This window comes from Spirillospora sp. NPDC048819, from assembly GCF_040650055.1.
Lineage (GTDB): Bacteria > Actinomycetota > Actinomycetes > Streptosporangiales > Streptosporangiaceae > Spirillospora.
Genome location: NZ_JBEZGN010000029.1, coordinates 92,713 through 118,835 on the forward strand (window position 1 = coordinate 92,713; position 26,123 = coordinate 118,835).

Annotated in this window: 26 protein-coding genes; 11 read left to right on the forward strand and 15 right to left on the reverse strand. The window is 71.7% G+C overall.

The features are described from left to right. Window positions 1-222 precede the first annotated feature (222 nt). Window positions 223-414, reverse strand: coding sequence for a DUF397 domain-containing protein (locus tag AB0C35_RS31665; RefSeq protein ID WP_358463895.1), 192 nt, complete (start codon window positions 412-414; stop codon window positions 223-225). After that, window positions 405-1,223: a helix-turn-helix transcriptional regulator gene (locus AB0C35_RS31670; protein WP_358463898.1), complete on the reverse strand. Its 819-nt coding sequence runs from the start codon at window positions 1,221-1,223 to the stop codon at window positions 405-407. Before AB0C35_RS31670 ends, AB0C35_RS31665 begins: the two co-directional genes overlap by 10 nt. Before the next feature lie 91 nt (window positions 1,224-1,314). On the opposite strand from AB0C35_RS31670, the gene AB0C35_RS31675 reads away from it, so the two are divergent. Then, window positions 1,315-1,752: an ATP-binding protein gene (locus AB0C35_RS31675; protein ID WP_358463901.1), complete on the forward strand. Its 438-nt coding sequence runs from the start codon at window positions 1,315-1,317 to the stop codon at window positions 1,750-1,752. 41 nt (window positions 1,753-1,793) lie between these two features. Here AB0C35_RS31675 and AB0C35_RS31680 read toward each other — a convergent pair whose 3' ends face one another. From AB0C35_RS31680 to AB0C35_RS31700, 5 genes are all read right to left on the reverse strand, one after another. Beyond that, on the reverse strand, window positions 1,794-2,621 hold the full coding sequence (locus AB0C35_RS31680; RefSeq protein WP_358463904.1) for a DUF6416 domain-containing protein: 828 nt from the start codon (window positions 2,619-2,621) through the stop codon (window positions 1,794-1,796). A 110-nt stretch (window positions 2,622-2,731) separates the two neighbouring features. Next, window positions 2,732-4,234, reverse strand: coding sequence for a cytochrome b N-terminal domain-containing protein (locus AB0C35_RS31685; protein ID WP_358463907.1), 1,503 nt, complete (start codon window positions 4,232-4,234; stop codon window positions 2,732-2,734). Window positions 4,235-4,315: 81 nt separating this feature from the next. After that, window positions 4,316-6,376, reverse strand: a complete 2,061-nt coding sequence (locus tag AB0C35_RS31690; protein WP_358463910.1) for an MMPL family transporter — start codon at window positions 6,374-6,376, stop codon at window positions 4,316-4,318. 117 nt (window positions 6,377-6,493) lie between these two features. Then, window positions 6,494-7,054 (reverse strand): winged helix-turn-helix domain-containing protein, encoded by a 561-nt coding sequence (locus AB0C35_RS31695; RefSeq protein WP_358463913.1) that lies wholly within the window; start codon window positions 7,052-7,054, stop codon window positions 6,494-6,496. 52 nt (window positions 7,055-7,106) lie between these two features. Beyond that, on the reverse strand, window positions 7,107-7,832 hold the full coding sequence (locus AB0C35_RS31700; protein WP_358463916.1) for an ABC transporter ATP-binding protein: 726 nt from the start codon (window positions 7,830-7,832) through the stop codon (window positions 7,107-7,109). A 160-nt stretch (window positions 7,833-7,992) separates the two neighbouring features. Between AB0C35_RS31700 and AB0C35_RS31705 the strand changes: the two genes are divergently transcribed. The 9 genes from AB0C35_RS31705 (at window position 7,993) to AB0C35_RS31745 (ending at window position 15,985) form a co-directional block, all read left to right on the forward strand. Beyond that, window positions 7,993-8,535 (forward strand): hypothetical protein, encoded by a 543-nt coding sequence (locus tag AB0C35_RS31705; protein WP_358463919.1) that lies wholly within the window; start codon window positions 7,993-7,995, stop codon window positions 8,533-8,535. Between the two features lie 131 nt (window positions 8,536-8,666). Next, window positions 8,667-9,011, forward strand: coding sequence for an NADH-quinone oxidoreductase subunit A (locus AB0C35_RS31710; RefSeq protein ID WP_358463922.1), 345 nt, complete (start codon window positions 8,667-8,669; stop codon window positions 9,009-9,011). Further along, entirely contained in the window at window positions 9,002-9,862 is an 861-nt protein-coding gene (locus AB0C35_RS31715) for a hypothetical protein (protein WP_358463925.1), read from the forward strand. The genes AB0C35_RS31710 and AB0C35_RS31715 overlap by 10 nt, the downstream gene beginning before the upstream one ends. Then, complete coding sequence (locus tag AB0C35_RS31720; protein ID WP_358463928.1) at window positions 9,855-10,721, forward strand: complex I subunit 1 family protein; 867 nt, start codon at window positions 9,855-9,857, stop codon at window positions 10,719-10,721. Before AB0C35_RS31715 ends, AB0C35_RS31720 begins: the two co-directional genes overlap by 8 nt. 11 nt (window positions 10,722-10,732) lie before the next feature. Further along, window positions 10,733-11,245 (forward strand): NADH-quinone oxidoreductase subunit J, encoded by a 513-nt coding sequence (locus AB0C35_RS31725; protein ID WP_358463931.1) that lies wholly within the window; start codon window positions 10,733-10,735, stop codon window positions 11,243-11,245. Then, the gene (gene nuoK, locus AB0C35_RS31730) at window positions 11,242-11,547 is read left to right on the forward strand and encodes an NADH-quinone oxidoreductase subunit NuoK (protein WP_358463934.1); all 306 of its coding nucleotides are present in this window, start codon (window positions 11,242-11,244) and stop codon (window positions 11,545-11,547) included. Before AB0C35_RS31725 ends, nuoK begins: the two co-directional genes overlap by 4 nt. Continuing rightward, window positions 11,544-13,112 (forward strand): proton-conducting transporter membrane subunit, encoded by a 1,569-nt coding sequence (locus AB0C35_RS31735; protein ID WP_358463937.1) that lies wholly within the window; start codon window positions 11,544-11,546, stop codon window positions 13,110-13,112. The genes nuoK and AB0C35_RS31735 overlap by 4 nt, the downstream gene beginning before the upstream one ends. Before the next feature lie 3 nt (window positions 13,113-13,115). Next, window positions 13,116-14,603: an NADH-quinone oxidoreductase subunit M gene (locus AB0C35_RS31740; protein WP_358463940.1), complete on the forward strand. Its 1,488-nt coding sequence runs from the start codon at window positions 13,116-13,118 to the stop codon at window positions 14,601-14,603. Then, window positions 14,603-15,985 carry an NADH-quinone oxidoreductase subunit N gene (locus AB0C35_RS31745; RefSeq protein WP_358463943.1) on the forward strand — a complete coding sequence of 461 codons (1,383 nt, stop codon included), beginning with the start codon at window positions 14,603-14,605 and terminating at the stop codon, window positions 15,983-15,985. Before AB0C35_RS31740 ends, AB0C35_RS31745 begins: the two co-directional genes overlap by 1 nt. Window positions 15,986-15,994: 9 nt before the next feature. On the opposite strand, the gene AB0C35_RS31750 is transcribed toward AB0C35_RS31745, so the two are convergent. From AB0C35_RS31750 to AB0C35_RS31770, 5 genes are all read right to left on the reverse strand, one after another. After that, window positions 15,995-17,593 carry a CocE/NonD family hydrolase gene (locus AB0C35_RS31750; protein WP_358463946.1) on the reverse strand — a complete coding sequence of 533 codons (1,599 nt, stop codon included), beginning with the start codon at window positions 17,591-17,593 and terminating at the stop codon, window positions 15,995-15,997. Between the two features lie 62 nt (window positions 17,594-17,655). Next, window positions 17,656-18,393: an alternative oxidase gene (locus AB0C35_RS31755; protein WP_358463949.1), complete on the reverse strand. Its 738-nt coding sequence runs from the start codon at window positions 18,391-18,393 to the stop codon at window positions 17,656-17,658. 167 nt (window positions 18,394-18,560) lie between these two features. Continuing rightward, the gene (locus tag AB0C35_RS31760; protein WP_358463952.1) at window positions 18,561-19,430 is read right to left on the reverse strand and encodes an MHYT domain-containing protein; all 870 of its coding nucleotides are present in this window, start codon (window positions 19,428-19,430) and stop codon (window positions 18,561-18,563) included. A gap of 164 nt (window positions 19,431-19,594) precedes the next feature. Continuing rightward, the gene (locus AB0C35_RS31765; RefSeq protein WP_358463955.1) at window positions 19,595-19,993 is read right to left on the reverse strand and encodes an NUDIX domain-containing protein; all 399 of its coding nucleotides are present in this window, start codon (window positions 19,991-19,993) and stop codon (window positions 19,595-19,597) included. 13 nt (window positions 19,994-20,006) lie between these two features. Continuing rightward, window positions 20,007-20,822: an SAM-dependent chlorinase/fluorinase gene (locus tag AB0C35_RS31770; protein WP_358463958.1), complete on the reverse strand. Its 816-nt coding sequence runs from the start codon at window positions 20,820-20,822 to the stop codon at window positions 20,007-20,009. Between the two features lie 38 nt (window positions 20,823-20,860). On the opposite strand from AB0C35_RS31770, the gene AB0C35_RS31775 reads away from it, so the two are divergent. Continuing rightward, the gene (locus AB0C35_RS31775; RefSeq protein WP_358463961.1) at window positions 20,861-21,796 is read left to right on the forward strand and encodes a LysR substrate-binding domain-containing protein; all 936 of its coding nucleotides are present in this window, start codon (window positions 20,861-20,863) and stop codon (window positions 21,794-21,796) included. Here AB0C35_RS31775 and AB0C35_RS31780 read toward each other — a convergent pair. The 3 genes from AB0C35_RS31780 to AB0C35_RS31790 all read right to left on the reverse strand — a co-directional run bounded on the left by AB0C35_RS31780 (window position 21,761) and on the right by AB0C35_RS31790 (window position 26,104). Further along, window positions 21,761-22,996 carry an NAD(P)-binding domain-containing protein gene (locus tag AB0C35_RS31780; RefSeq protein ID WP_358463964.1) on the reverse strand — a complete coding sequence of 412 codons (1,236 nt, stop codon included), beginning with the start codon at window positions 22,994-22,996 and terminating at the stop codon, window positions 21,761-21,763. The two genes, AB0C35_RS31775 and AB0C35_RS31780, sit on opposite strands and share 36 nt — an antisense overlap. Window positions 22,997-23,089: 93 nt before the next feature. Next, window positions 23,090-23,719, reverse strand: a complete 630-nt coding sequence (locus AB0C35_RS31785; protein ID WP_358463967.1) for a MerR family transcriptional regulator — start codon at window positions 23,717-23,719, stop codon at window positions 23,090-23,092. 60 nt (window positions 23,720-23,779) lie between these two features. Further along, window positions 23,780-26,104, reverse strand: coding sequence for a glycoside hydrolase family 3 C-terminal domain-containing protein (locus AB0C35_RS31790; protein WP_358463970.1), 2,325 nt, complete (start codon window positions 26,102-26,104; stop codon window positions 23,780-23,782). Window positions 26,105-26,123 lie beyond the last annotated feature (19 nt).

The following is a 26,123-nucleotide window of genomic DNA, read 5'->3' on the forward strand; positions in this document are numbered from 1 at the left end:
CGCCGGACCTGAGTGGTGCGCGAGGATGGGCAGGGGACGGAGTTGCTCCGGTCGTCCCCGATGCGATGCCTTGAGGGGGCATGGTGAGGGTGTCGCAGGGCTGGGTGTGTGTTGGGGCCGTGTGGTGTGGGCGCGTTGGCCGGTTGCCCGCCGGACGGCAGTAAGCCTCCTCTCCCTCGGCCGTGAGGGGCAGAGGGCAGAGTGGATCGGGCGGAGAGGGGCTCAGACGTTTGCGGAGTCCGCCGCCCGGACGGCCGCACGGAGCGTCGCGCCCGTTACCAGGAGGACGGGCCCATCCGGGTCCTTGCTATCCCGCACGGCCACAGCGTCCGGGAGTCTCGCCAGTTCGACGCAGTCCCCGCCATTTGAGCCACTGTGGGTGCTCTTGCGCCACTTGGCGTTCCTCAGGTCCATTTCTCTTGGACCACCTTTCCAATGAACTCGCGCGACATCTGCTCCGTAAGAGCCTGCGAGCGGAGGACGACCAGGGTCTTCGCCAGGACGGACAAGTCCGCGGGGTCGTCCGTTGTGATCGGGCTTACGGCCGTCTCGATGTACGCGACCTCGCTTCGATCGTCCATCGTCGCGACCACGAACGCACCCATGTTGCCGTCATGCTCGCCACTTCCCAACACTACTTGAACCGTGACATTGGGCAACATGCTCATCTTGATGAGGTGCTCGAGTTGCTCCCTCATGGTGTCGGCGGTGCCTACCGGGTTCCGGAGCACGTATTCGTTGATCAGCATCACGTACGTGGGTACGGATGCCTCGTCGTCCTCGGGGGCCTTGGTGAGGATGGCCTGACGATCGATCCGAGCGTTCGCAGCGGCCTGGTTGTTCTGCAGGATCGCGAGCGCGTATGCCGGGGTCTGGGCTAGTCCGGGAATGACGGAATGCTGCCAGGTGATCAGCATCACCGCGTCGGCCTCGATCTCTGGCCAGTCGAACCAGATCGGCACTGGACGGCCGTCCTTGTTCAGGTCCTCCCACAGGGTGAGGAGGGTGCCCCCTGCCTCCAGGTGATCGTCCACGATCTGCACGAAGGATCGTGAAGCACGCCTCTTCCCGGTCTCGATACGGCTGACCTGTGCACCGCTCATTTTCGTCAGATGGGCGATGGTCTCCTGCTTGACCTCCTTGGCTTCCCGCATCCGGCGCATCTGGCGTCCGAAGGCAACGAGGGCGGGGGCCTCTCGGGGGCGTTGGCGCTTTGGGGGCATGGCTCCTGCCTCTTGGGGGGCAATTACCAGGCTTCGGCAGTGGCTTCCCAGTCACCACCAGTTGTGCCAGGTAAACCCACCGTAGTCCCGAATGGTGGCTCAATGTGTGCTGTACGCCACACAAGGTGAGGAGAAGCTGGTGGGCGAGGCGGTGCATGGGGAGATGACGGTCAAGCGGGATCTCAAGGCCGTAGCGGAGGTGCGGCAGTTCGTGCGGCTCGTGATGGGCGGCTGGGACGTGGACGACTTCATCCCGTGCCTGATCGCGAGCGAGCTGGTCACCAACGCGATCCGGTACGCGACCACCGCCGACGACGAGGTGATCTTCCGCATCGGACGCACCGGCGATGGCGCGGTGTGGGTGGAGGTTCAGGACTCCACTTGCGCCATGCCGCGCATCGAGAGCGCGGACATCAACGGCGAGTCGGGCCGGGGCCTGTTCGTCGTGGAGCAGTTCACCCGATGCTGGGGTGCGCGGCCGCTGGCCGGCGGCGTCGGCAAGGTCGTCTTCGCTGTACTCAACCCGTGAGGTCGACGCGGAGGGACGCCCCCTTACCGTCCCTCCGCGTGTCAGGGGCGAGGGCGGATGTCGGTGGCGTTGAAGACCCACGTGTCCCATGCGAACGCGTCGTCGGCCAGGACGAGAGTGGACCAGCCGCCGCCGAGGTGGTGCGGGCCGCCGTGCAGGGATTTGACCGCCTCGTGCCATAGGTCGGCGTCCTCGTGCTTGAGCATCTGGCACGCGTCAGTGACGACGACGCATTCGCGTAGCGAAGCGGGCCTCTCGCCGAGGTGGTCTAGGAACTCCCGCCATCCGCCGGCGGCGTTGTAGGGGAGTTGCAAGGCCGCCACGAACTGCTGGACGGCTCTCGCGGCGGTCGTGCACGCCGAGCCGAGCACGATGCGTACGTCCGTGTCGTCCATGGTGTCCACCAGGCGACCGATGAACGGCTGCATCTGGTCGGTGGACAACTTGAAGGCGAGCACGTCACCTCGTCCTTGCTGCGTCTGCGCGGCGAACAACGCCCTCTCAAAGATGCCGGCGGTGCTCGTCCGGACGGCGTAGTCGGCGCCGCCGTCCCTTTCCCACCAGCGGAACGGGTAGCGGTGGCCCGTCGCCCTGTTCGCCTCGCCCACTCGGTTCAGGGCACCCGATATGACGTTCGGCGGGTTCTTGGTTCCCTCGGGATCGAGGCCCAGCTCCCTCACGAGTTCGCCGTTGTGGATCTGATGCCCTCGACGGCTGAAGAGGTACTGGAGGACGGCGCGGGCTTTGTCGTCCAGCGCGTCCCAGTAGGCGAGCGCCCTGTCCTCGTCGCCGCTCGCCCATTCGAGGCCGGCGTGGCCGGAGCCGCCGCTGTGCCTGTCCCATTCTGGGTCGTCGTCACTGAGATACATGGGCGTGGACCTCTCGTGAGCCGGGCGTCCCCCTCATGCTGGCGGACGCCCGGTTCACGGGGGCCGGAGCCGCTGATCTGGCGGAAGGCGGACTTCCGGCCATCCCCGCGTCACCGATGTGCTACTTCTTTGGTCGCCTTGTCCGGGTGGTCGGGGCGGGTGTGGACCTCGGTGAAGCGGCCCTTCGCGTCCATGACGATCCGGCCGGTCTCGCGGCCGTGTGCCTTCTCCCGGCGTTCCTGCCGGGTCAGGTGATGGCAGATCCGGTTGGTGAGGATGAACGCCGTTATCGGTCCGGCGAAGACGGCGATGCGGAAGAACCAGGTGACGGCGAACAGGTCGAGGTGGAAGTTGAGGGCGATCTGGTCGTTGGCGGCGGCGAGCCACAGCAGCCCGTAGAAGGTCATCCCGGCGGCTCCGGCGGCGGTGCGCGCGGGGCGGTCGCGCGGGCGGTCCAGGATGTGGTGTTCGGCGCGGTCACCGGTGATGACCGCCTCGCCGAGCGGCCACAGGGCCAGGGCGGTGAAGAAGACGCCCGGGACGATGACGGCGGGGACCAGGACGGCGAGGGTGAGCGGGTGCCCGGCGATGTCGAGTTCCCAGCCGGGCATGATCCGGACGGCGCCGTCCAGGAAGGCCATGTACCAGCCGGGGACCGCACCGGCGGTGATCGCGCCGGGTTCGAACGGGCCGAACTGCCAGATCGCGTTGATCTGGACGAACCCGCCCAGCAGGACGAGGACCCCGCAGGTGAACAGGAACATCGCGATCGCGGCGGGCTTGGGGGCGCCGACGATCGCGGCCCGCGCGCGGGTGATGTGGTGCGAGCCGAGGCGGGTTGCGGCCGTGCCGGGGGTGAAGCGGGTGTGGCCGTGCTGCCGGCTCACCAGGTGGCGGCGGTGTGCCAGGGCCCCGGCGATGATCAGGGGGAGGATGAGGATGTGCAGCCAGTAGACCCGCTCGATGATGACGTCGCCGGGGAAGCCGCCGTCGAAGACCAGTCGCTGCAGGTGGGTGCCGACGAACGGGATCGACTCCAGGACGCCCTTGGTCAGCAGCAGGCTTCCGCCCGAGAGCATGTCGTCGGGCAGGATCGTGCCGGTCAGTGAGGCGACCATGCCGAGGACGAACAGGCCCACCCAGATCAGCCAGTTGAGCAGCCGCGGGCGGCGGAATCCGCCGGTGAAGAACAGCCGGAGCAATTGCAGCGCGATGGACGCGCAGAAGATCAGCGCCGCCCAGTGATGGATCTGGCGCATCAGCAGTCCGCCGCGAACCTCGAACGACAATTGCATCGTCGAGTCGTAGGCACGTGACACTGGCACGCCCTGGAGCGGGCGGTAGGGCCCGTCGTAGGGGGCGCGGGCCATGGACGGGTCGAAGTAGAAGGTCAAGAACACGCCGGTGAGCAGGAGCACCGCGAACGAGTAGGCGGTGATCTGCGCGAACATGAAGGTCCAGTGGTCGGCACGGGACCTGTACCGCCGTATCAGGCTGCGGTCGTCGGCGCTGCCCAGCCCGCTCTTCAGCAGCACGACGCCGGTCGAGCCCCATTTCCTGGCGATCCCCGGCGACTTTTGAGTCGCCGCTCCTCTTCCATTCCTGGTGGTCACGTACATAAGACTGAGCGCTTCGGCGATCTGTGACCTCAACGGGATATGACGTGAGTCTCCCCGGCAGAAGGCGGCCTTCGCCTATCCCCGTGTCACTGATGCGCTGCTTCTTTGGGCCGCGGGTGGGGCCTTGGTGCGGTGTGCGGGCCACCAGAAGTGGTCGCCGGCGTCCAAGGCCAGGGCGGGGACGATGACGGAGCGGACGAAGAAGGTATCGATGAGGACGCCGACCGACACCAGGACCCCGATCTGCACCATCATCGTGACCGGCATGACGCCGAGGGTGCCGAAGGTGGCGGCCAGGACCAGGCCGGCGCTGGAGATGACGCCGCCGGTCACGCCCAGGCCGCGCAGGACGGCGGTGCGGTGGTCGCTGCATCCGACCTCTTCGCGGACGCGGGAGACGAGGAACAGGTTGTAGTCCACGCCGAGCGCGACCATGAACAGGAAGCCCATGAGGGCGACCTGGGTGTCGACGGCGGGGAAGCCGAAGGCGTACCGGAACAGCAGCCAGGACGCGCCGAGGGCGGCGAAGTAGGACGCGGCGACCGTGGCGATCACCAGGAGCGGGGCGACCAGGGCGCGGAGGAGCGCCGTCAGGATGAGGAGGACGACGCCGAGGACCAGCGGGATCACGACGCGGCGGTCGTGGGACTGTGCGTCGGCGAGGTCGATCTCCAGGGCGGTGCTCGCGCCGAAGGCGGCGTCCGGGACGGTCTCGCGGAGGCCGCGGACGGTGTCCTCGGCCGCTTCGCCGTCGGGTGGGTCGGTGAGGACGACGTCGAGTTTCGCCAGGCGCCCGTCGGTGGAGGGGAGGGGATCGCCGACGCGGGCCACTCCCGGGGAGTTCCGGAGGGCGGTGGTCACGGAGGCCGTGTCCCGCAGGTCGGTGACGACCTGGAGAGGGCGTCCCTGGCCGCCCGGGTAGTGCTCGGCCAGGAGGCGTTCGCCGATCGTGGAACTTGGCGTGGTGGTGAGGAAGTCGGCGCGGTCCAGGCCCGTGTTGATGCCCAGGGCGGCGGTCGAGAGCGCGCCGAGGACGGCCAGGCCGCCGATCCAGATCAGGCGGGGACGCGCGGCGATGCGGTGGCCGACGCGGTCCCAGGCGCCGCGGGCGGGCGGTGCGTCGCCGTAGCGGGGGATGCGGGGCCAGAAGATCCAGCGTCCGGAGATGACGAGGAGTGCGGGCAGCAGGGACATGACGACGACCAGGCCGCCGAGGACGCCGATGGCGCCGATCGGGCCGAGCGCGTAGTTGAAGCCCATGTCGGCGGCGAGCAGGCACAGGAGGCCGAGGGACACCGTCGCGGCGGACGCGACGATGGGCGCGGCGGCGCGGCGGAGCGCGATCGCCATCGCGTGGTGGCGGTCGGGGTGGCGGCGCAGTTCCTCGCGGTAGCGGGCGAGCAGGAGCAGCGCGTAGTCGGTCGAGATGCCGAAGACCAGGGCGTTCAGGATGGCGGACATCCCGTCCGCCACATAGAGGCCGGCGTGCTCGCCGAGGAGGTAGACGACGGCGCCCGAGACCCGGAGGCCGATCGCCGCGTTCACGATCGGCAGCAGCCACAGGACGGGGCTGCGATAGGTGAGCAGAAGGACGGCCGTGACGACGAGGATCGTGATGACGAGGACCGGCTTCTCGAGGTTCTCGAAGGCGTCGCCGACGTCGAGTGCGGAACCGGCTGGGCCGGTCAGGCGGACCTCCAGGCCGGGTGGTGCGCCTGCCCGGGAGGTATCGCGGAGTTTCCCGGCCTTGTCGGTGAGGGTGTCGTCGTCCGCGAGGGGGACGTTCAGCATGAGCGCCTTGCCGTCGCGGGACGGCCGCGGCGGCTCGATCGTCCCGGCGGCGATCGGGGCGAGGGCGCGGCGGTCGGCCTCGGCCTTCGCGCGGTCGCCGGGTGTGATGCCCGAAGGACGGACGTAGGCGATGATGCCCGGGGCGAGTTCGCCGCCGGGGAAACGGGGCGCCAGCTCCTCCACCCGGGTCGACTGCGCGCCGCGGGGGAGTTCGGCCGACGACTCGGCCTCGACGACGTCCGGGAGGCGGCTCGCGGCCGGGACGGCCAGGATTGTGATCACGATCCAGGCGAGGAGGACCGCCCACTTCAGGGGCCGGGGCGATCGTTTGCGTGAGAGCAGCATGAGGTGCTCTCCTTTCCGGTGGGGGTTTCGTGTCGCGTGCGAACACGCCTTCGCGGCGTGGTGATGCGGGGCTTCCACCCGTCCGGGCCGCCGAGCGGCAACTCGGCGGCCCGGGCTCTAGACCTCCGGGAACGCCAGGAACCTGGCGTGGAAGGTGCGTGCGTCCGGCGGCGGGGCGTCGTCGTCGTGTTTGTAGCGGTAGAGGAGCGCGATGTACTCCTCGAAGAAGGGACGCACCTGCTCCGGCGTCAGCTTGACGGTGGAGAACGAGAAGAGCAGGGCGTCCGCCCATGGGCCCATCTCGTCACGTTTCTCCTGGAAGCGCGCGAGCGCGTCCAGTTCGTTCGCGAGTTCCATGCGGGTCACGTCCTCCACGGCGTCGCGCATCTCCGGCGACTGCTCGCTGTACACGGGGAAGCGCCGGTCGGCGGGCACCGCCCGCCACCAGCGCTCGCGGCCGCGAGCCAGCTCCGGCGCCTCCTCCACGAATCCGTACTTGGCGAGCTGCCGCAGGTGGTAGCTCGTCGAGCCGGTGCTCTGCCCCAGCTCGCGGGCGAGGGTCGTGGACGAGACGGGACCGCGCCGCATGATCTCGGCGATGCGCCGCCGGAGCGGGTGTGCGAGCTGCCGCACCTGCTGCGGATCGGTGATCGCCTGGGGCGGCGGCTGTTCCTTCATGCCCAGCACGCTAGAAGTTACAAAGACCCTTTGCAACGGTTCTTGGCGAAGTTCACCGGTGAGGAGGAGGGGCCAGGACCTGAGAGGGACGAGGCGTCTGGTTCCGGCGGTCGACGATGCGGCCGTCGGTGAGCGTGATGACCTCGTCGGCGCGGGCGGCGGCGGCCGGGTCGTGGGTGACCATGACGATCGTCTGGCCCATCTCGTCCACGCAGCGGCGCAGGAACGCGAGGATCTCGGTGCCGGAGCGGGAGTCGAGGTTGCCGGTCGGCTCGTCCGCGAAGATGATCTCGGGGCGTCCGGCGAGGGCGCGGGCGCAGGCCACGCGCTGCTGCTGGCCGCCCGACAGCTCGGACGGGCGGTGCGCGAGCCGGTCGCCGAGGCCGACGGCGCCGATCACCTCGTCCAGCCAGGCCGGGTCGAGCCGGCGGCCGGCGATGTCGGCGGGCAGCGTGACGTTCTCCAGCGCGGTCAGCGTCGGGACGAGGTTGAACGCCTGGAACACGAAGCCGACGCGGTTGCGGCGGAGCCGGGTGAGGGCGCGGTCGTCCAGGCCGGTGAGGTCGGCGCCGCCGATGTGGACGCGTCCGGCGTCGGCGGAGTCGAGCCCCGCCATCACGTGCATGAGCGTCGACTTGCCGGAGCCGGACGGGCCCGTCACGGCCGTGAACCGCCCCCGGGGGATGCGGGCCGTGACGTCGTCCAGCGCGGTCACGCGGGCGTCGCCCGTCCCGTACGTCTTGCACACGCCCTCGGCTCGTGCGGCGAACTCTGTCACGTGCGTGCCCCTTTCCGTCGTCTCCGATTCGACCGGACGGGCGGGACGTGCGGCAGAGCACAAAGTCGCAGGCCCCGCGACTTTCGGAGGGGCGTGTGTCATTGGCGGACGAGCCCCGCGGTGGTCAACTAAAGTCACTGAGGTCGGCGGGAGGGGAACGATGCGCGATCGCATGCACGAGGTGTCGCCGGGGGCGACGCTGGCCGAGAAGGTCGAGTGGCTGATCCGGAACCTGTGGCCGGCCGACGCCGGGCCGCCGCGCAACAACGTGGAGACGGCCGGCGCCATCGCCCGCGCCACCGGTGCGGACATCTCGTCCACCACCGTGTGGAAGCTGCGCACCGGACGGCAGGAGAACCCGCAGCTCAAGACCCTCACGGCACTCGCCACGTTCTTCGGCGTGCCGATCGGGTTCTTCGGCTTCCCCAGCGAGTCCGGCCCCATCGACGACGACCTCACGCTCAAGGCGCTGCGCCGGGACGTGGAGCAGGGCGTCATCCGGCCCGAGGTGCTGCGCGCCCTCGTCGACCTGTCCCCGGAGGCCCGCTGGGTCGTGGACGAGATGATCCTCGGCGCCGCGGCCGCCGACCGGCAGCGGCACGGCGGGGACGGTGAGCACGGCGGGCACGGCGGACGAGCACCGCGGCGCGACGCCGAGGAGCGCGGCGCGGCGCACGAGCAGTCCGGCGGGCAGAGCGCCTAGCGCGCGTCTTCGAACGGGGCCGGTTCGTGGTTGTCATTGTCCTGATTCGCGAGCACGCCGGTGGACGAGGTTTCCCGAGGTGGTGATCAGGTAGACACCTATCGACCAGATCGCCGGTACCGGGAGGGGCGATGCCGCCGTACGCCGTCGTCGCGTCGGTGATCGGGCTGGTCGCGGCGATCATCGCCGGTGTCTACGCGGTCTCGTTCGCGATGGCGCCCCGGGAGTTCGAGGCCGGGCCGTTCCTGGGCGGGGCGCGTCCCGCCGAGCATGCGCTGTCGCGGTATCACGTGCGCTGGTACACGGTTTCGATGGTCTTCCTCGCCTTCGACATGGAGATGGTCTTCATGTATCCGTGGGCGCTCGTCGTCGCGTCCGTGGGCGTCAAGGCCGTCGTGGAGATGTTCCTCTTCCTGGCGTTGATCCTGGTCGGCGTCCTGTACGCGTGGCGGGAAGGGGCGCTGCGGTGGGCCTGAGGCGGTTCGCGACCCCCCGCCCGTTCGTGGTGTCGGCGGCGGACGGGACGCGCGACCGGCTCGCGGCCGAGGCCGGGATGCGTGCGCGTGGATGGCGTCCCGCGCTCTCGCCCGCGGAGACGGGGATGATGGTCGTCTGCGGCAAGCCGGGGGCCGAGCTGGCGGACGCCATCGAGAACGTGTGGCGGGACATGCCGGAGCCGCGCGTTCGGGCATCGGCTGACCTGGAGGGCGTCGCCGGCGGCTCGCGGCCTGCGTTGGTCCTGGGTGACGTCGGGATGGCCGACCGGGGGGACGACCGGGACGGGCTGCGGCTGGACGTCCTCCATGTGCCGCTGGGCCCCGTGCTGGCGAACTGGCCTGCGGGATTACGGGTCGACCTGACGTTGCAGGGCGACGTCGTCCAGGCCGCGGAGGTCACCGCCGTCGACACCGCGGACGGCGCGTTCTGGGACGAGGGGCGGCGGGCGGCGTCCCGTCTCGACAGCGTCTCCCGGCTGCTCCGCGTGGCGGGCTGGGACGCGGCGGGCGAGCGCGCGGCCGTGCTGAGGGACGAGGCGCTGGGCGGGGTCCCGGACGATGTGCTCGCGAGCAGGTTCGCCCCGTTCGCGCGGAGGGTCGGACGGTCGCGGATCCTGCGCTGGATGACGCGAGGCGATGTGGAGCACCGTCTCGACGGGTGGTTGCGGGAGATCGGGGCCGCTCTGGACGGGAAGGCGACGCGGCCGCGTGAGCCTTGGGACGAGTCGTTGGCGATGCTGCCGTCGCTGCTCGAAGGGGCCGAGCTGGCCGAGGCGCGGCTGATCGTGGCGAGCCTCGACCCCGATCTCGGGACGGCCGCCGGTGGTTGAGGTGCTCGTCCTCGGTGCGGTGGCGGTGGCGGCGGCGTCGCTGAACGCGGCGTTCGCCGGGCATCGTCCCGCCGAGCCGTTCCACGAGGCGGCGCGGCTGCTGACCATGCAGCGGCGCGTCACGGCGAGCGCCGACCGGCTGCTGACCGGGGTCGGGGTGATCTCGCTGCCGGTCGCGGCGGCGCTCGCGGCCCTGGTGGTCCCGGTCGGCGGACACGTGGCCGTCGACGCGCCGGTCGGCCTCGTCTGGTTCAACGCGATGGAGGTCGTGGCCTGGGCGTCGGTGTGGCTGGCCGGCTGGGGCGTCAACTCCGCGTTCGCGCTGGTCGGCGGGTACCGGTTCATCGCGCAGGGCCTCGCGTACGAACTGCCGCACATGTTCGCGCTCATCACGGCGGCCCTGGCCGCGCACTCGCTGGACCTGCGGGTCATCGGCGAGGCGCAGGACGGACTGTGGTTCGCGGTCTGGATGCCGGTCGCGTTCGCCGTCTACCTGATCTCGGCCCTTGCGATGGCGTTCTGGGGGCCGTTCGGGCATCCCCTGGGCGGGGATCTCGCCGGGGGAGCGGCGCTGGAGTTGTCCGGGCCCGACCGGCTCGTCTTCCTGGCGGGACGGTACGGGCTGCTCACGGTGTCGGCGGCCGTCGCCGTCCCGCTGTTCCTCGGGGGCGGGTCGGGGCCGCTGCTGCCGGGGTGGGCGTGGTCGCTGGTGAAGACCGCCGCGGTGCTCGCCCTGCTGGTGTGGACCCGGCACCGGCTGCCGGTGCTTCGGATGGACCGGTTCATGACGGTGGCGTGGACGGTCCTGATCCCGGCCACGCTGCTGCAGATGCTCGTCGTCGGGCTCGTCGTCGTGTGAGGAGGGGGACCGTGGAGGCCGTCGCGTTCTGGGTGCTCGCCCTCGCCGCCGTCGGGTCCGGCGTCGCGGTGTTCGTCGTCGGCTCGATGGCGCGGGCGACGTTCGCGCTGCTCGCCTCGTTCCTGTGCGTCGGGGCGGAGCTGCTGCTGATCGGCCTGCACTACCTCGGCGTGCTGGTGATCCTGATGATGATCATGGAGATGCTGGTGATGGTCGTCTTCATGGTCGCGTACATGATGAATCCCGCGGGCCTGATGCCGATGACGATGCTGCACAACGAGCGCGGCGCGTTCGCCATCTCGGGCACCGCGTTCGCGGCCCTGGCCGTGGGGATCTTCGCGGTTCCGTGGCCGGCGCGGGCGGGGAACCCGCCCCGCGATCCGACGTTCGCGCTCGGCGAGTCGATCATGGGGTCGAAGATGCTGGTCATGATGGTGATCGGCATCGCCATCCTGGCCACCATGATCGCGACCGTCGTGCTGGCCGCGCACCGGGGACGCTACGACCGGGACGGCGCGTCATGACGCTTGAGACGTTCCTTCTCCTCGCCGCAGCGCTGTTCTGCGTGGGGCTGTTCGGCGCGCTGTCGCAGCAGTCGATCGTGATGCTGATGATGGGCCTCGAACTCATGATCAACGGGATCGTCGTCGCCGGGGCCGGGTTCTGGTACTGGGTGTCGCCGGGCTCCGCCGACGGGCAGGTCCTCGTGCTCGTCGCCATCACCGTGATGGCGCTGGAGATGGCGATGGGGTTCGCCGTCGTCACGGCGCTGTTCAGGGCCCGTGATGTCGACTTGACCGATGACGCGGGTGATCTCAAGGGATGAGCTTCTCGCTGTTGCCGGGGTGGCCGGGCGGGCTGGCGGTGGACGGGCTGTCCGCCGTCCTCGTCGCGACCCTGGCCGCCGTCCTGGTCGCGGTGCTCATGTACGCGGCGGGCGAAGGGTACGGCGCCCGGTTCTACGTCCTGATGCTGCTGTTCGCGGCGGCGATGCTGGTCACGGTCACCGCGACCGACCTCCTGTTGCTGCTGATGGGCTGGGAGGTCATGGGCGCGATGTCGTACGCGCTCATCGGCTACGTGTGGTCGGACAGCGAGCGGATGCAATCGGCGGACGTCGCGTTCCTCACCACCCGGGCCGCCGACATGGGTCTCTACGCGGCGGCGGGATTCGCGGTCGCCGGGGCGCATTCGCTGGAGTTCGACGCGCTGGCGCAGGCCGGCGCGCCCTGGCGGGATCTGATCGCCGCCGGTGTCGTGGTGTCGGCGCTGGGCAAGTCGGCGCAGCTTCCGTTCTCGTTCTGGCTGTCGCGGGCGATGGCGGGACCGACCCCGGTGTCGGCCCTGCTGCACTCGGCGACGATGGTCGCCGCCGGCGCCTATCTGCTTATGCGCCTCCATCCCCTGCTCGACGCCACCGGCTGGGCCGACACGGTGGTGTGCTGGGCGGGTGCGCTGACCGCGCTGGTGCTGGGCGCGGTCGCGCTCGCGCAACGGGAGCTGAAGCAGGTTCTCGCCGCATCGACGTGTGCGCAGATCGGGTTCATGGTGCTTGGCGCCGGGGCCGGATCCGTGGGCGCCGGGACGGCGCATCTCGTCGCGCACGCCGCGGTGAAGAGCCTGCTGTTCCTGGGCGCGGGACTATGGCTGAGCGCGCAGCGGACGGGACGGCTGGTCAAGGTCACGTTCGGGGTAGGGGCGCTCGCGCTGGCGGGCGTCCCGCCGCTGTCTCTGTGGGTCACGAAGGACGAGGTGCTGACGGTGGCCGGCGACCGGTCGGCGGGCCTTCTCGCCGTGGGGTTCGCCGCCTCCGTGCTTTCGGCCGCCTATGCCGCGAAGGCGCTGCTCATGGTGGTGCGTCCGGCCGAGGGCCCGGTTGCGCGGGTGCCTTGGCCGCAGCGGGTTCCGCTGGTCGTGCTCGCCGCCGCCGCGTGCGTGCTCGGGGTCGCGGGTCTTCGGACGGGAGTGCGGCCCCATGTCTGGGAAGCCGTCCTCTCCGGGGTCCTCGCGGTGATCACGGTGGGGGTCGTCGTGGCCGTCCGGCGGGTTCCGGAACCGGCCTGGGCCGTGAACTGGCTCCACCTGGAGCGGGCCGTCGTCGCCGGGACGGTGCATCCCGTGTTCGCGCTGGCGCGGGCGCTGGCCCGGTTCGACGACCGGGTCGTGGACGGCGCCGTGCGGGGCGTCGCGCGGGGCGGGCGGTGGACGGCCGGGCTGGCCGGACGCCGTGTCGAGTTCCGCGTGGACGGCCTGGTCGCCGTCGTCGGACGCGCCGCCCGGGGCCTCGCCGCGCTGGCCCGCCGTCCGCAGACCGGGCAGCTTCACACGTACTACGCGCAGGCCGCCGTGGTGCTCGTGGTCCTCGTCGTCGTCGCCGTCCTGGCCGGGTGATCCGTGCTCACACTGGTGATCTTCCTGCCGCTGGCGGCCGCGCTCGCGCTGCCGGCCGTCCCGCGCCGCGCGGTGCCGTGGACGTGGATCGGCGTCACTGTCGCCGAGCTGGCGCTGATCGTGGCGATGTGGATCGCGCACGGCACGGGCGGCGGGGTCTCGTTCGAGGCGAACGTGCGGTGGATCCCGTCCGTCCGCGCCGGCTACCACGTCGGCGTGGACGGGCTGTCGCTGCCGCTTCTGACCCTGACGGCCGTACTGTTCGCCGCGTGCGCGCTGTACTCGCTGCGGCACACCGACCGCGTCCGGGCGTTCGCGGCCCTCTTCCTGTTCCTGGAGACGGTCTGCGTCGGGCTGTTCGCTTCCCTCGACCTGCTGCTGTTCTTCGTCTTCTTCGACCTGTCGATCGTCGGCATGTACTTCGTGATCCTGGTGTGGGGGCACGACGACAGGACGCGGTCGGCGCTGAAGTTCTTCCTCTACACGTTCCTGGGGTCGCTGGTCCTCCTGCTGGGGTTCATCGGCCTCTACCTGGGCGCCGACCCCCACACGTTCGACATGGTCGAACTGACCCGCACGCCCCCGCTGGAGGGGTCACCGGGGCTGGCGGCGCTCACGCTCCTGGCCGTCGGGATCGGACTGGGGATCAAAACGCCGGTCGTCCCGTTCCACACCTGGCTGCCGCCCGCGCACACCGACGCGCCCGCCGCCGGGTCGGCGATCCTCGCCGGGGTCATGCTGAAGATGGGCACCTACGGGCTCGTCCGCATCGCGATGCCGATGCTGCCGGACGCCTGGCGCCGCTACGCCCTCGTCATGCTGATCGTCGGGCTGGTCAGCGTCCTGTACGGGGCGCTCGTCGCGCTCGCGCAGGACAACGTCAAGCGGCTCGTCGCGTACACGTCCGTCAACCACATGGGCTACATCGTCCTGGCGCTTGGCGCCGCCGGATACGCCGCCGGCGACGCCGACGCCCGGCGGCTCGCGGTGACGGGGGCGGTCACGCAGATGGTCAGCCACGGCCTGGTGACCGGTGCGCTGTTCCTGCTGTGCGGGGTCCTGTACGACCGGGCGGGCAGCTACGACATCGGGCGGTTCGGCGGCATCGCGCGCACCGCGCCCGTCTACTCCGGCCTCATCGCGGTCGCCGCGTTCGCGTCGCTGGGGCTGCCCGGCCTGTCCGGGTTCATCGCCGAGTTCCAGATCTTCGCGGGGACGATCGGCAGCGGCACCACGGCGACGGCGGTGGCCGGTGCGCTCGCCGTCCTCGGGATCCTCATCACCGCCGGGCTGTTCCTGCGCGTCCTGCACAAGGTCGTCACCGGCCCGCCCGGCGCACTGACCTCCCAGGTCACGGACGTGCGGCGGCCAGAACTCGGCGCGCTCGTCCCGCTGCTGGCGCTGTCGCTGGCCATCGGCGTCGCGCCGCGCCCCCTGCTCGACACGATCGAGCCGCTGTCGGCGGCGATCGTCGGCCTGGTGGGCCGGTGATGAACGAGAACCCGGCCGACCTCGCGCCCGAGCTGTGCGTCCTCCTCGCCGCCGTGCTCGGCCTGGTCAGCGGGCTGTTCCTGCCCCGCCGGGGGCAGTGGCGGGTCGCGTTGATCTGCGCGGCGGGGCTCGTGGCCGGGCTGGCCGTCGCCGGCGTCGACGCGTCCCGTCCCGACCTGATGGCGTTCGACGCGTTCGACGTCGACCCGATCACGCACGTCACCCGGATCGCCGTCCTCGGCTCGACGCTGCTCGTCATCGCCCTCGCCGCCGGGCGGATGCGCGGCCATCCGCGCGAGAGCGAGCACTACGTCCTGATCATGTTCTCGGCGCTCGGGACGATGGTGCTCGGCGCGTCGTCCGACCTCCTCGTCCTGGTCGCCGCGTACCTGCTGGCGAGCATCCCCGCGTACGCGCTCGCCGGGTTCGGCAAGGACGCGCCCGGCACCGAGGCCGCGCTGAAGTACTACCTGATGGGCGCGCTGCTCGGCGTCGTGATGCTCGGCGGCGTCACGCTCCTGTCCGGCGTCGGGCGCGGCACGGCGTACCCGGTGCTGCGGGAGGGCCTCGCGGACGCCCCGCGGGCGGCGGTCGCGGCGGGCGTCGTCGCGCTGCTCGCCGGGCTGCTGTTCAAGGCGGGCGCCGTCCCCGGGCACTTCTGGGTCCCGGACGTGACCGAGGGCGCGCCCCCGGCCGTGGCCGCGTTCGTCACGACCGTCCCCAAGATCGGCGCCTTCGCGGCCCTCTACCGGATCGGCGCCGACGCGCTCCCGCCGGACGCCGCCGGCTGGCCCGCGCTCGTCGCCGTGATCGCCGCGGCCACGATGACGCTCGGCAACCTCGCCGCGTTCGGGCAGGACAACGTCCGGCGGCTGCTGGCGTACTCGACCGTCAGCCAGGCGGGCTACCTGCTGATCCCGGTCGCCATGGCGGGACGGACTGATCTCGCGCAGCCCGCGCTGCTGTTCTACGTCGCCGCGTACGCGGTGACGAACGCGGGCGCGTTCGCCGTCGTCCTCGCCACCGGACGCGACGACCTGGCGGGATACACCGGCCTCCTGCGCGGCTCGCCGCTCGTGGGCCTCTCGCTGGTCGTCTGCCTGCTCGGCTTCATCGGGACGCCGCCGACCGCCGTGTTCGTCGGGAAGGTCCTGATGTTCGGCGCCGCCCTCGACGGCGGTTACGCCTGGCTCGCCGTGGTCGCCGCCGTCAACACCGTCGCGAGCGTCTTCTACTACCTGCGGTGGATCGTCCCGATGTTCGGACGCCTGGACGGCCCGCCGCCGCGTCCGGCACGCGGCGCCTCCGCGGTCGCCGTCGTGGCCGCGGCCTTCTCCGTGGCGCTGGGCGCCGGCAGCGGCATCGCGCTCGCCGCGTCCTGACCCCCGCGCTCAGGTGGACGGGTTCCCGATGACCGGGAGGGTGATCCAGGACGGGCGGGAGGCGTCGTGGAAGACCGTGTGCTCGGCGCGGGTCATCGCCGGGTGCCGGTCGAAGCGCGGGAAGTTGGACGAGGCGATCTGCACCCTGATCCGGTGCCCGGCCCTGAACGTCTGGCTGGTGGCGACCAGGTCGATCTCGTGCCGGGACTGGCCGCCGGGAGAGCGGACGATGCCGTCCAGCACGTTCATCGCGCGGCCGTCGGGCCACACGTCGACGAGCTTGGCCGTCCAATCGGCGCCGGTCGCGGACGTCGCGGCGTGCAGGACGGCCGTGACCGGGCCGGTGACCTCCACGTCCCGGTCGAGGACGGGCGTGGTGAAGCAGAGCACGTCGGGACGCGCCTCGACGGCCCGCTGATCGCGGGGGCCGACGTTGACCGGGTCGTGCAGCAGCAGTTGCCCGCCATGCGTGGGGACGGGGTCGGCGGGGTCGTGCACGAACCGGGAGGGGGCCGCGTCCCCGTCGGGCACGTCGGGGGACAGGGAACCGTCGGGGTGCAGGTAGTAGCGGGTGTCGGCCGCGCCCGGCGGCGGCCAGGCCCCGGCCTCCCGCCAGACGTCGGCGCCCATCGTGAAGTACCTGACCTTGGGGCCTTCGGTGTTCCCCTTGAGGAACTCCAGCTGTGCACGCTCCAGCAGCGCGGACTGCGCGGAGGCGGCATGACCGAAATGGAGTTCGCCGACGCCCGCCATCTGCGACATGTGCGTCCACGGTCCGATGATGAGACGTCCGCCGGGGATGCGGCTGTAGTTCTCCAGGGTTCCGCGCAGAAAGACGTCGAACCATCCGGCGGTGTGCAGGACGGGAACGCCGATCCGGTCGTGGCGCAGGGTCTCGGCCACGGCCGTCCAGTAGGAATCGCGTTCCGGGTGGTCGACCCAGTCGCGCCAGAAGGGGAACGCGTCCGCGACACCGGGCGCGTCCCGCAGCGGGACGGCCGACATGGCGGCGCCCGGATCGGCCAGTGCCCGCATCAGCGCGCCCAGGCGGGCCCCGGCGTCCTCGCCGGCCGCCATGTCGTGCAGCGCCCCCAGGAGACCTTGGGTGGCGGCCCAGAAGAACGCCGAACCGAGCGCGAACGCACCTCCGTGGTAGTTCAGCCCGTCGTAGAAGTCGTGCGGGGTCATCGTGGCGACCACGGCCTTCAGCGCCGCGGGCCGCTCGGACGCGAGCTGGAGCGCGCATCCGGCCGGGTAGGAGGTGCCGGCGGCGGCGACCTCGCCGTTCGACCACGGCTGCGCGGTGATCCAGTCGACGGTGTCGGCGCCGTCGCGGCCCTCGTCCGCCCAGGGCGTGAACTCGCCGTCGCTGCCGCCCCTGCCCCGGCAGTGCTGAAGCACGACCGCCATCCCGGCCCGCAGGTACGGCGTCACCGGCACCGAGCGGAACACCGGCTCCCCGTACGGGTTGCGGACCAGGACGGTCCGGTGCCGCCCGTCGCCGGCCGGCCGGTGCACGTCCGCGCGCAGGACGGTCCCGTCGCGCATCTCGATCGGCTGGTCCAGGACGGTGACGGACGGCAGGGCGGGACGGTCGAGCTTCGTCACGATGGCCTCGCTCTCCAGGGCAGGGTGCGGCCGACGTTAGGCAGCTGTGCTCCGGCAGTCAATTAACTGACGACCTTTGAGGCGGGCGCGTCCTGGAAGCGGGGCGCCCGCATGTTCACCAGGCTGTCGAGCTTGTGGATCCGCTCGTCGTGCCCGATCTGGCGCAGCAGGTCGGCGACCGAGCCGTACTCGCCGTACTCGGCGGCGTACGTCGTGGGCGCGGGCACGTACTCCAGCTCCGGGTGCGCGGCCACGTACGACATGTACTCGTGCTCGGCGTGGTCCTCGAAGTCGGCGTTGAGCCGGTAGCTCAGCTCCGGCCGCACCAGGAACAGCAGCCACGACACGTGGTAGTAGAAGAACGCCACGAGCCAGGGCGCCAGCCGGTGCAGCACGAAGGACTGCTTCAGCCCGTCGCGCTGGACGAGGTCCTGGAGGATGAGCAGGTGCCACTGCTCGTTGTCCTGCTCCTCGCGGGTCTCCACGATCCGCTCGTACACGCGCTTGGCGAGCGCGGAACGGCGGCGGTGCCGCGACAGCGAGAAGTAGCCCATCCGCTCCCACGCCTGGTAGGGGACGCGGGCGATGAACTCCAGCATCGCGAACTTCACGAACGTGCCTTCGCGGCCGTAGACGAGGTCCATCTGCTTGAACAGCATCCGGGCCGGCAGCCCGTACTTCAGGCGCGGGCTTTCGAGGGTCTCGATCTGGGCGGCGCGCAGCTGCGTCGGGGACAGCTTCGGCGGGCCGGCGTGGACGGGGGACTCGGGGCGGGTGAGGGTCTGCGTCGTGTTCGTCATGCCGATGATGCTGCGTGTACGGCATGGGCCCGGGCATCGGCCGCTGAGAGACACCTGATCTACGGCGCTCCGCTCACGGCCTCCCTGCTCCCGTACCGCCTCGGGCGTAGGGGACGCCCCTGAGACCGTCTAAGGGACGTAAGGATGATCGGCGCCGATCGGCGGCGTCAGCGGCCGGGACCGCCGTCGAACCACTCGCCCGCGGACCGGCTCTGCGGAGGCACCGCGGGCTCCGCCGGCGGCGTCGTGCTCCGGGCCTCCGCCTGCCGCCGCGAGCGGATGCGTTCCTGCATCGCGGCCTCGACCCGGATCTCCTCCTCGCTCGGCGCCATCGCGATGATGATCAGCAGGATGATCGACACGCCGCCGACACCGCCCATGAGCGGCAGCAGGAAGTCGACGGGACGGGCGCCGGTGGGTTCGGGCATGCCCGCGTGCATGGTGATCTGCATGGCCGCCATGCCGGTGTAGTGCATCCCGGTCACCGCGACACCCATGATCGCGGCGGCGCCGGTGGTCGCCCACATGCCCTTGACGCGGATGCTGAACCAGAGTGCCGCCGTGGCCGCCACCAGGGCGATCAGCACCGACAGCGCGACGACGGCGGGCCGGTAGCCGATGTGCCCGGACATGTTCATCGCGGTCATGCCGGTGTAGTGCATGCTCGCCACGCCGGCGCCCATGATGACGCCGCCGGTGATGATCACGGGCGCGCGGGGGCCGCCGAAGCCGACGATGAACAGCCCGATCGCGACGACCACGATGGAGGTCGCGCAGCTCAGCAGCGTGAGCGGCACGTTGTAGCGGATCTCGTGGCCCTCGATGGTGAAGCCGAGCATCGCGATGAAGTGCATCACCCAGATGCCGGTGCCGCCGATGGCCAGCGCGGCGAGGGCCAGCCAGGACGCGCGCGAGCGGCCGGTGGAGGCCCGGGCGCGGGTCGTGCACAGCAGGCCGAGGAGCGAGCCGATGAACGACATGAGGTAGGCGGGCACGGGCGTGACCAGCCCGTAGGAGAAGTGATGGACCTCCGACATTACGGTCCCCCCGTAAGTGAGTTCTGACTAGCCCGCGGCATCCTAGTGGATCTAGCAGCACAAACAGGAGGGAGGGGGGCGAAAGGGCCAATTAATGCCGGATGGAATTTCAGCCGGCGGCCTGCCCGGTACTCCGGGAGCGAAGTTCCGGACGTCCCTGCCGATCAGATCAGCAGACCGTTTTCGGCGGCGAGGTCCAGCGCCGCCTGGGCGGCGGGGGCGAGGAGGTGGCGTTCCGCGCGGCCGATGTAGACGTATTCGTCCACCTCCCCTGCCGGGGCCATCGCGCCCCGGTAGGCGGCGGTGAAGCACGCCATGCGGACGTGGGCGAAGTCGGGCTGGTCATGGGCGGGCGCGCGGACTACGCCCAGCTCCCGGAAGGACGTCCGGTCGAGCTCCAGTTCCAGTTCCTCCCGCACCTCGCGCGACAGGGCCGACCAGTCGTCCTCGCCCGGCTCGCGCTTGCCGCCCGGGAGGTAGAGGAGGTCACGGCCGCGCGAGCGGACGGCCAGCATCCGCCCGTCCGACACCTGGATCCAGGCCACCACATCGAGGTCTTCCACGGTGAGCAGTCTCCTACAGGCGGTGCAGCGTGACGGTCTCCGCACCCGCGAGGCCGAGCGCCTCGGCGGCCGACCCCCGGTTGACCGCCAGGCCGAGCCGGCCGGACGAGTCGATCCAGAGAAGCGGTTCGCCGGGGGCGACGCCGCCGAAAGTCTCCTCGAACGTGACCCGTGCGGAACCGGGGGCCGGAAGTGTCCACACGACCTCCAACGGCGTCCCGTGCGGGAGGGGACCGAACGCGGCGGTCAGGTCCTCCGGCTCGGCGCCCAGGATCAGGCTCCCGAACCGGTCGGTGTAGAGCACCGGGGCGGTCAGCTCCCCGTCGCCGACCACCGGGGACGGGACGTCCAGCGGCAGCGGCCCGACCGGGGACCCGAGGTCGGACACGCCGACGCCGGCGGCGATGTGCCCGGCGGCGGGGGAGAAGATGTCGCGCCCGTGGAAGGAGGCCGACACGGCGGGCAGCCGGTACGCGGGGTTCTCCAGGGCGTGCGCCCGGACGATCCCGCCCAGTTCCGCGGCGGCCGGGACCAGCAGGCCGTTGTCCGGGCCGACCAGCACGTCCCCGCGCCCCGTCTCGATCGCGACCGGGCGGCGCGCCGTGCCGACGCCCGGGTCGACGATCCCCACGTGGACGCCGACCGGAAGGTACGGGAGCGCCTGGCGAAGCAGCATCGCACCCTCACGGACCCCGAACGGGGTGATCTCGTCGCTGAGCACCAGCACGTTCGCCGCCGGCGCGATCGTGTAGACGACCCCGGCGCAGATCGCCGTGTAGGCGGCGCCGAAGTCGGTCGCCAGGCTGACGAACGGGCGGCTGTCCGGCATGCGGCGAGCCTATCGGGCGGCCCTCGTATGCTTCGGACGTGCGCGCCGAAGCCCTCGACCCCGTCCTGCTGCGGACCTTCGTCGCCGTCGCCGACCTCGGCTCGTTCACCGCCGCCGCGGCCGCCGGGGGCTACACCCAGTCCGCCGTGTCCCGGCAGATCGCGGCGCTGGAGTACGTCTGCGGCGTGGAACTGTTCGCGCGCGGCGCCCGCGGCGTCCGCCCGACCCCCGCCGGGGAGTACCTGCTGCCGCACGCGCGCGGCCTCCTCGACCGGCTCGCCGACACCGCCCGCGCGCTCGACGGGCTGCGCCGCCTCGACACCGGGACGCTGCGGCTCGGCGCCTTCCCCACCGCCAACGCCGCGCTCGTGCCCCGCGCGCTCGCCCGGTTCCGGGCCCGCCATCCGGGCGTCCGGCCGGTGCTGCGCGAGGGGACGACCGAGCGGCTGCTGCCGATGCTGGAGGCCGGCGACCTCGACATCGCCGTGGTCAGCACGCACAAGCTCCCGTCCATCCCCGCCGGGGACCTGGTGACGTTGGCCGACGACGCGTTGCTCGTCGCGCTGCCGAGCGGCCACCGGCTCGCCGCGCGCCGCCGCGTCGCGCTCGGCGACCTCGCGGACGAGCCGTGGATCGTGGCCGACGACCCCGAGGCCATCGCCGCCCTGCGCGCCCGCTGCGAGGCCGCCGGGTTCGTCCCGCAGACGCCGCTGCGGGTCGCCGAGTGGATCTCCAAGCTCGGGCTGGTCGCGGAGGGGTTCGGCGTCACGCTCGTCCCGGCGCTGGCCGCGTCGGCGGCGTCGCGGGACGGCGTCGTCCTGCGCGCCGTGACGTCCGGCCGCCCGCGCCGGTCGGTCTACGCGGCGGTCGGCCGCCACGCGCGCAGGTCCCCGCCCGTCACGGCGTTCCTGGCGGACCTCCGCGACGTCGCCGAAGCCCTAACGGGGGACGGCGGCGACGACCTCCACCTCTAGGAGGGCGTCGGGGTGGAACAGGCGCGGGACCTCGACGGTCGTGCTGGTCGGGGGAGGGCCGGTGAAGTACCGCGCGCGGACGGCGCCGTACTCCCTGCGGAGGTCGAGGTCGGTGAGGAACGACCGGATGTTGACGACGTCCGCGAAGCCCGCCCCGTGCGCGGCGAGGATCCGCTCCAGCAGCGAGAAGACCACCTCCGACTGGCGGGTCATGTCGCCCGGCGCGTCCACCTTGCCGTTGTCGTCCAGGGCGATCTGACCCGACACGTACAGCATCGGGCCCTGGGTCACATGGGCGGTGTGGGAGTACGCGGGGTTCGGCGGTGCGGGAACCGTTGCGGGATTGCCGAGTGTGACGCGCATCTGGGACGTCCTCCTGGTGTGGTCTGCGAGTGCGATCAGGTCGTGGTCCGCCAGCCCGTCGTTGAGCGCGGCGTCCACGCGGGCTCGGGCCGCGGAGAAGACGCCGGGCGGGTGGGCGCCGTCCAAGGCGAGGGCGAGATCCTTGGCCGCGAGGGCGAGCGTGAAGCGCGGCGGGTCGCCGGCGGTGCTCTCCTTCAGGCGGCGGGCCTGCGGGCTGAGGCGGGACAGGGCGTCCAGGACGAGATCGGTGTCGACGCCCAGCCGGTCGGCGGCGGCGAGGGCCTCGCCGAGGACCGCGACGTTCGCGACGAGCACGCCGTTCACCACCAGCTTGAGCGCTGCGCCCGAGCCTGGCGGGCCGACGTGCCGGACGCGCCCGAGCGATTCGAGGGGGCCGGTGCAGCGGGCCAGGTCCGTGTCCGTGCCGCCCGCGAAGATCACCAGTTCGCCGGCCTCCGCCTGCGGGACGCTCCCGGAGACGGGTGCGTCGACGTAGCCGGCGCCCTCGGGCAGCCGGCTCCGGATGCGGCGGACCGCGTCCGGGCCGATCGTCGACATGTCGGTGATCACCGCGCCCGGCTCCAGGGCCGGGACCGCTCCGCCGGGGCCGAACAGCACGTCCTCGACGGCGTCCGCGTCGGTGAGCATCGTGATCACCAGCTCCCGCCCCGCGACGGCCTCGGCGGGCGTGTCGCGGACGGCGGCGCCGGCCCCCGCCGGCGGTGCCGCTCTGGCGGGCGTGCGGTTCCATACGGTCAGGTCGTGGCCGGCGGCGAGCAGCCGGCCGGCCATCGGGACGCCCATGCGTCCGAGTCCGAGAAAAGCGATTCGTGTCATGGCGTGCTCGACGCTAGGCGCCGGACGGCCATGTCACCAGCGAAGGTTTGGCAGAGTGGCCATGCGGATCACGCATGGCTCGCCGGACCGGGGTCAGGTCCGGCCGAAGCGGCGGGACGAGGCGTCCTCCTGGGCCAGCCGGTGCAGGGCCGTCAGGACCTGTTCGTACAGGACGGTCGAGACCAGCAGGGAATGGACGGTCCGGGCGCGGGACGTCCCCTCGGCGACCCGGCCGATCTCATGGTCGGCGACATCGGTCGCGGCCTTCACGTACGGCCGCAGGTCCTTGAGCGTGATCGGGAAGCCGAGGCGGCGCAGCGCCACGAACGTGTGTGCGAGAAGATCACGGGCAGGGGCGCGGTCGCCGACGTTCCAGCCGAGCTCGCGGACGAGGGCGTCCACGTCCTCGCGGGCGGCGCGCCAGTGCGGGTCGTGCGGCGCGGCGACGTGCGGGCCGATGGCGTACTGGGTGGTGCCGAACAGCTCGTGCAGGCTGACGCGCTCGTCCTCGATCGCCGCGATGATCTGCTGGATCGCCGAGACCGGCAGGTCGCCGACCTCGCGCAGCGCGTTGATCAGCCGCAGCCGTTCCAGATGGCCCATGCCGTACTCCGACCGGGTCGCGCTCACCGCCGAGCCCTTCGGGAGCAGGCCCTCCCGGATGTAGAACTTGATCGTCTGGACCGTCAGGCCACTGCGATCACTGAGCTCGGAGATCTGCACCGCTGCACCCCCTCGACCGGACGTTCAACGCTATCCGGGTGGCCCGATTAGATACCGGCACTATCCAATGTCTGTCCGAGTTGCGGTGATTTTCGGGAAACCGGCCGCCGTGCGGAGGTGCTCGTCCAGCCGGATGCGGACCGTCACCGCCTCGCCGGGGGCGGCCTCGGCGACGGCGAAGCCCGCGAGCCGGGGCCTTCCGTCCGGTACGGCGTAAAGCCGGACGGTCTCGCGGCCCGGCCGGCCGCCGGTGTTGCGGACGGTCACCTCCGCCACGCCGTCCGAGACGGCGAGCGGCCCGTACTCCCACGTCGTGTAGCCGAGCCCGTGCCCGAACGGATAGGCGACCTGCCCGGACGCGTAGTGCCGGTATCCGATCTCGGTGCCTTCGGAGTAGTGCAGGGCGCCGTCGCCGGACGGGATCGGCGAGAGCACCCCCTCCTCGGACGCCGGGAACGTGGTGGGCAGCCGTCCGCCCGGCTCCGCCGCCCCGGTGAGGACGTCGGCGATGGCGTCGCCGCCTTCCTGGCCCGGCAGCCACGCCCACAGGACGGCGGCGACCTCGTCCCGCCACGGCATCAGGACGGGCGCGCCCGCGTTCACCACCACGACCGTGCGCGGGTTGGCGGCGGCGACGGCGGAGACCAGTTCGTCCTGGCGGCCGGGCAGGGCGAGGGACGTCCGGTCGAAGCCCTCGCTCTCGACGTCGTCGTTCGTCCCGACGATGACGACGGCGGCGTCGGCGTCGCGGGCGGCGGCGACCGCGGCGGCGAGATCGTCGTCCTCGGGCGGGTGCGGCTCGCGGTAGCCGAGGCCGAACACGGTCACGAACCGCCCGGGAGCGTAGGTGTGGCGCAGTTCGACGGGCACGGAGAGGCCGGCCGGCAGTTCGACCTCGACGCGGTGCTCGGGCGGACGCATCATCGCCTCGGCCGGGTCGCCGCGGTCGCGCGCCGGCGTCACCGCCGTGTACGTCCCGCCCATGCGCAGCTCGTATTCACCGGCACCGACGACGGCGAACGTGTGGACGCCGTCCTCGGCCGGTGTCACCTGCGCGCGGACGACGATCTGCGCCGTCCCCTTGGGAGGCCCTCCGAGAAGGACGAAATGGGCCGCCAGGCGGTGCTCGGAGCCGAGCAGGGCGCCATCGGCGTCGAGGAAGTCGAGCCGGACCCCGGGCTCGCCCGTCTCAGGGTCGGCCGCCAGGGCGATGGGCAGCGGGGCCAGCCGTTCGTGCGGGTGGACACCGGCATGGACGGTCAGTTCGGTGCCGTCGCCCAGCGCCCGACGCAGACCCTCCACCGGTGACACGACGTGCTCGGGGTTGACGTGCGCACTGCCACCGCCCTGGACGCTGAACTGGACCGCGTTCGGCCCGATCAACGCCAGCCTGCGGAGGCCGTCCAGCGGCAGCGCGCCGTTCTCGTTGCGCAGCAGCACGGCGGCCCTGGCGGCGGCGTCGCGCAACTGGGCGCGGGCGTCGGCGGGAGTCGTCACCGGCGGCGGCTTCGGGAAACCCTCAAGGGCGCCCACGCGCGCGGCCAGCCGCAGAACGCGCAGCACCTTGTCGTCGATCAGTTCCTCGGCGACCTCGCCGCCGCGGACCGCGTCCACCAGCCTGCCGCGCCACGGGCTGATCGGGAGGCCCGGCATCTCCAGGTCCATGCCCGCGTTGGCGCTCCGCACGGTCGAGCGGATCGCCGTCCAGTCGGACACCACCACGCCGTCGAAACCCCAGCGCCGCTTCAGCACGTCCGTCAGCAGCGGCCCGTTCTCGGTCATGGACGCGCCGTTCACCTTGTTGTACGCGGCCATCACCGCCCACGCGCCCGCCTTCACCGTCTCCTCGAACGGGCGCAGGTACAGATCGTCGAGCGCCTCGTCGCCGATGCGCGCGTCGTAGGACATCCGGGCGGTCTCGGAGTCGTTGCCGACGAAGTGCTTCACCGTCGCCGCGACCCCCGCCGACTGGACGCCCCTCACGAAACCGGCGCCGATGCGGGCGGTGAGCAGCGGATCTTCGGAGTAGTTCTCGAAGTGCCGGCCGCCGAACGGCGTGCGGTGCAGGTTGATCGTGGGGGCGAGCTGGACGTGCACGCCCTTGTCGCGCGCCTGGGCGCCGTTCAGCCGCCCGATGCGCTCGGCGAGCGCCGGGTCCCAGGTCGCGGCGAGCGCGGTGGGGCTCGGGAACAGCAGGCTCGTGTCGCGTTCGTCCCATCTGGTGCCGCGGACGCCGCTCGGCCCGTCCGACATGACGATCCGGCTCAGCCCGATCTTCGGGACGGGGCGCAGCGTCCAGAACCCGTCCCCGGTGAGCAGGTGGACCTTTTCCTCAAGCGTGAGCCGCCCGAGTCTCGCGCGCAGTCCAGTTTCGTCGATGGTCATCGGGGCTCCTCGGGACGGG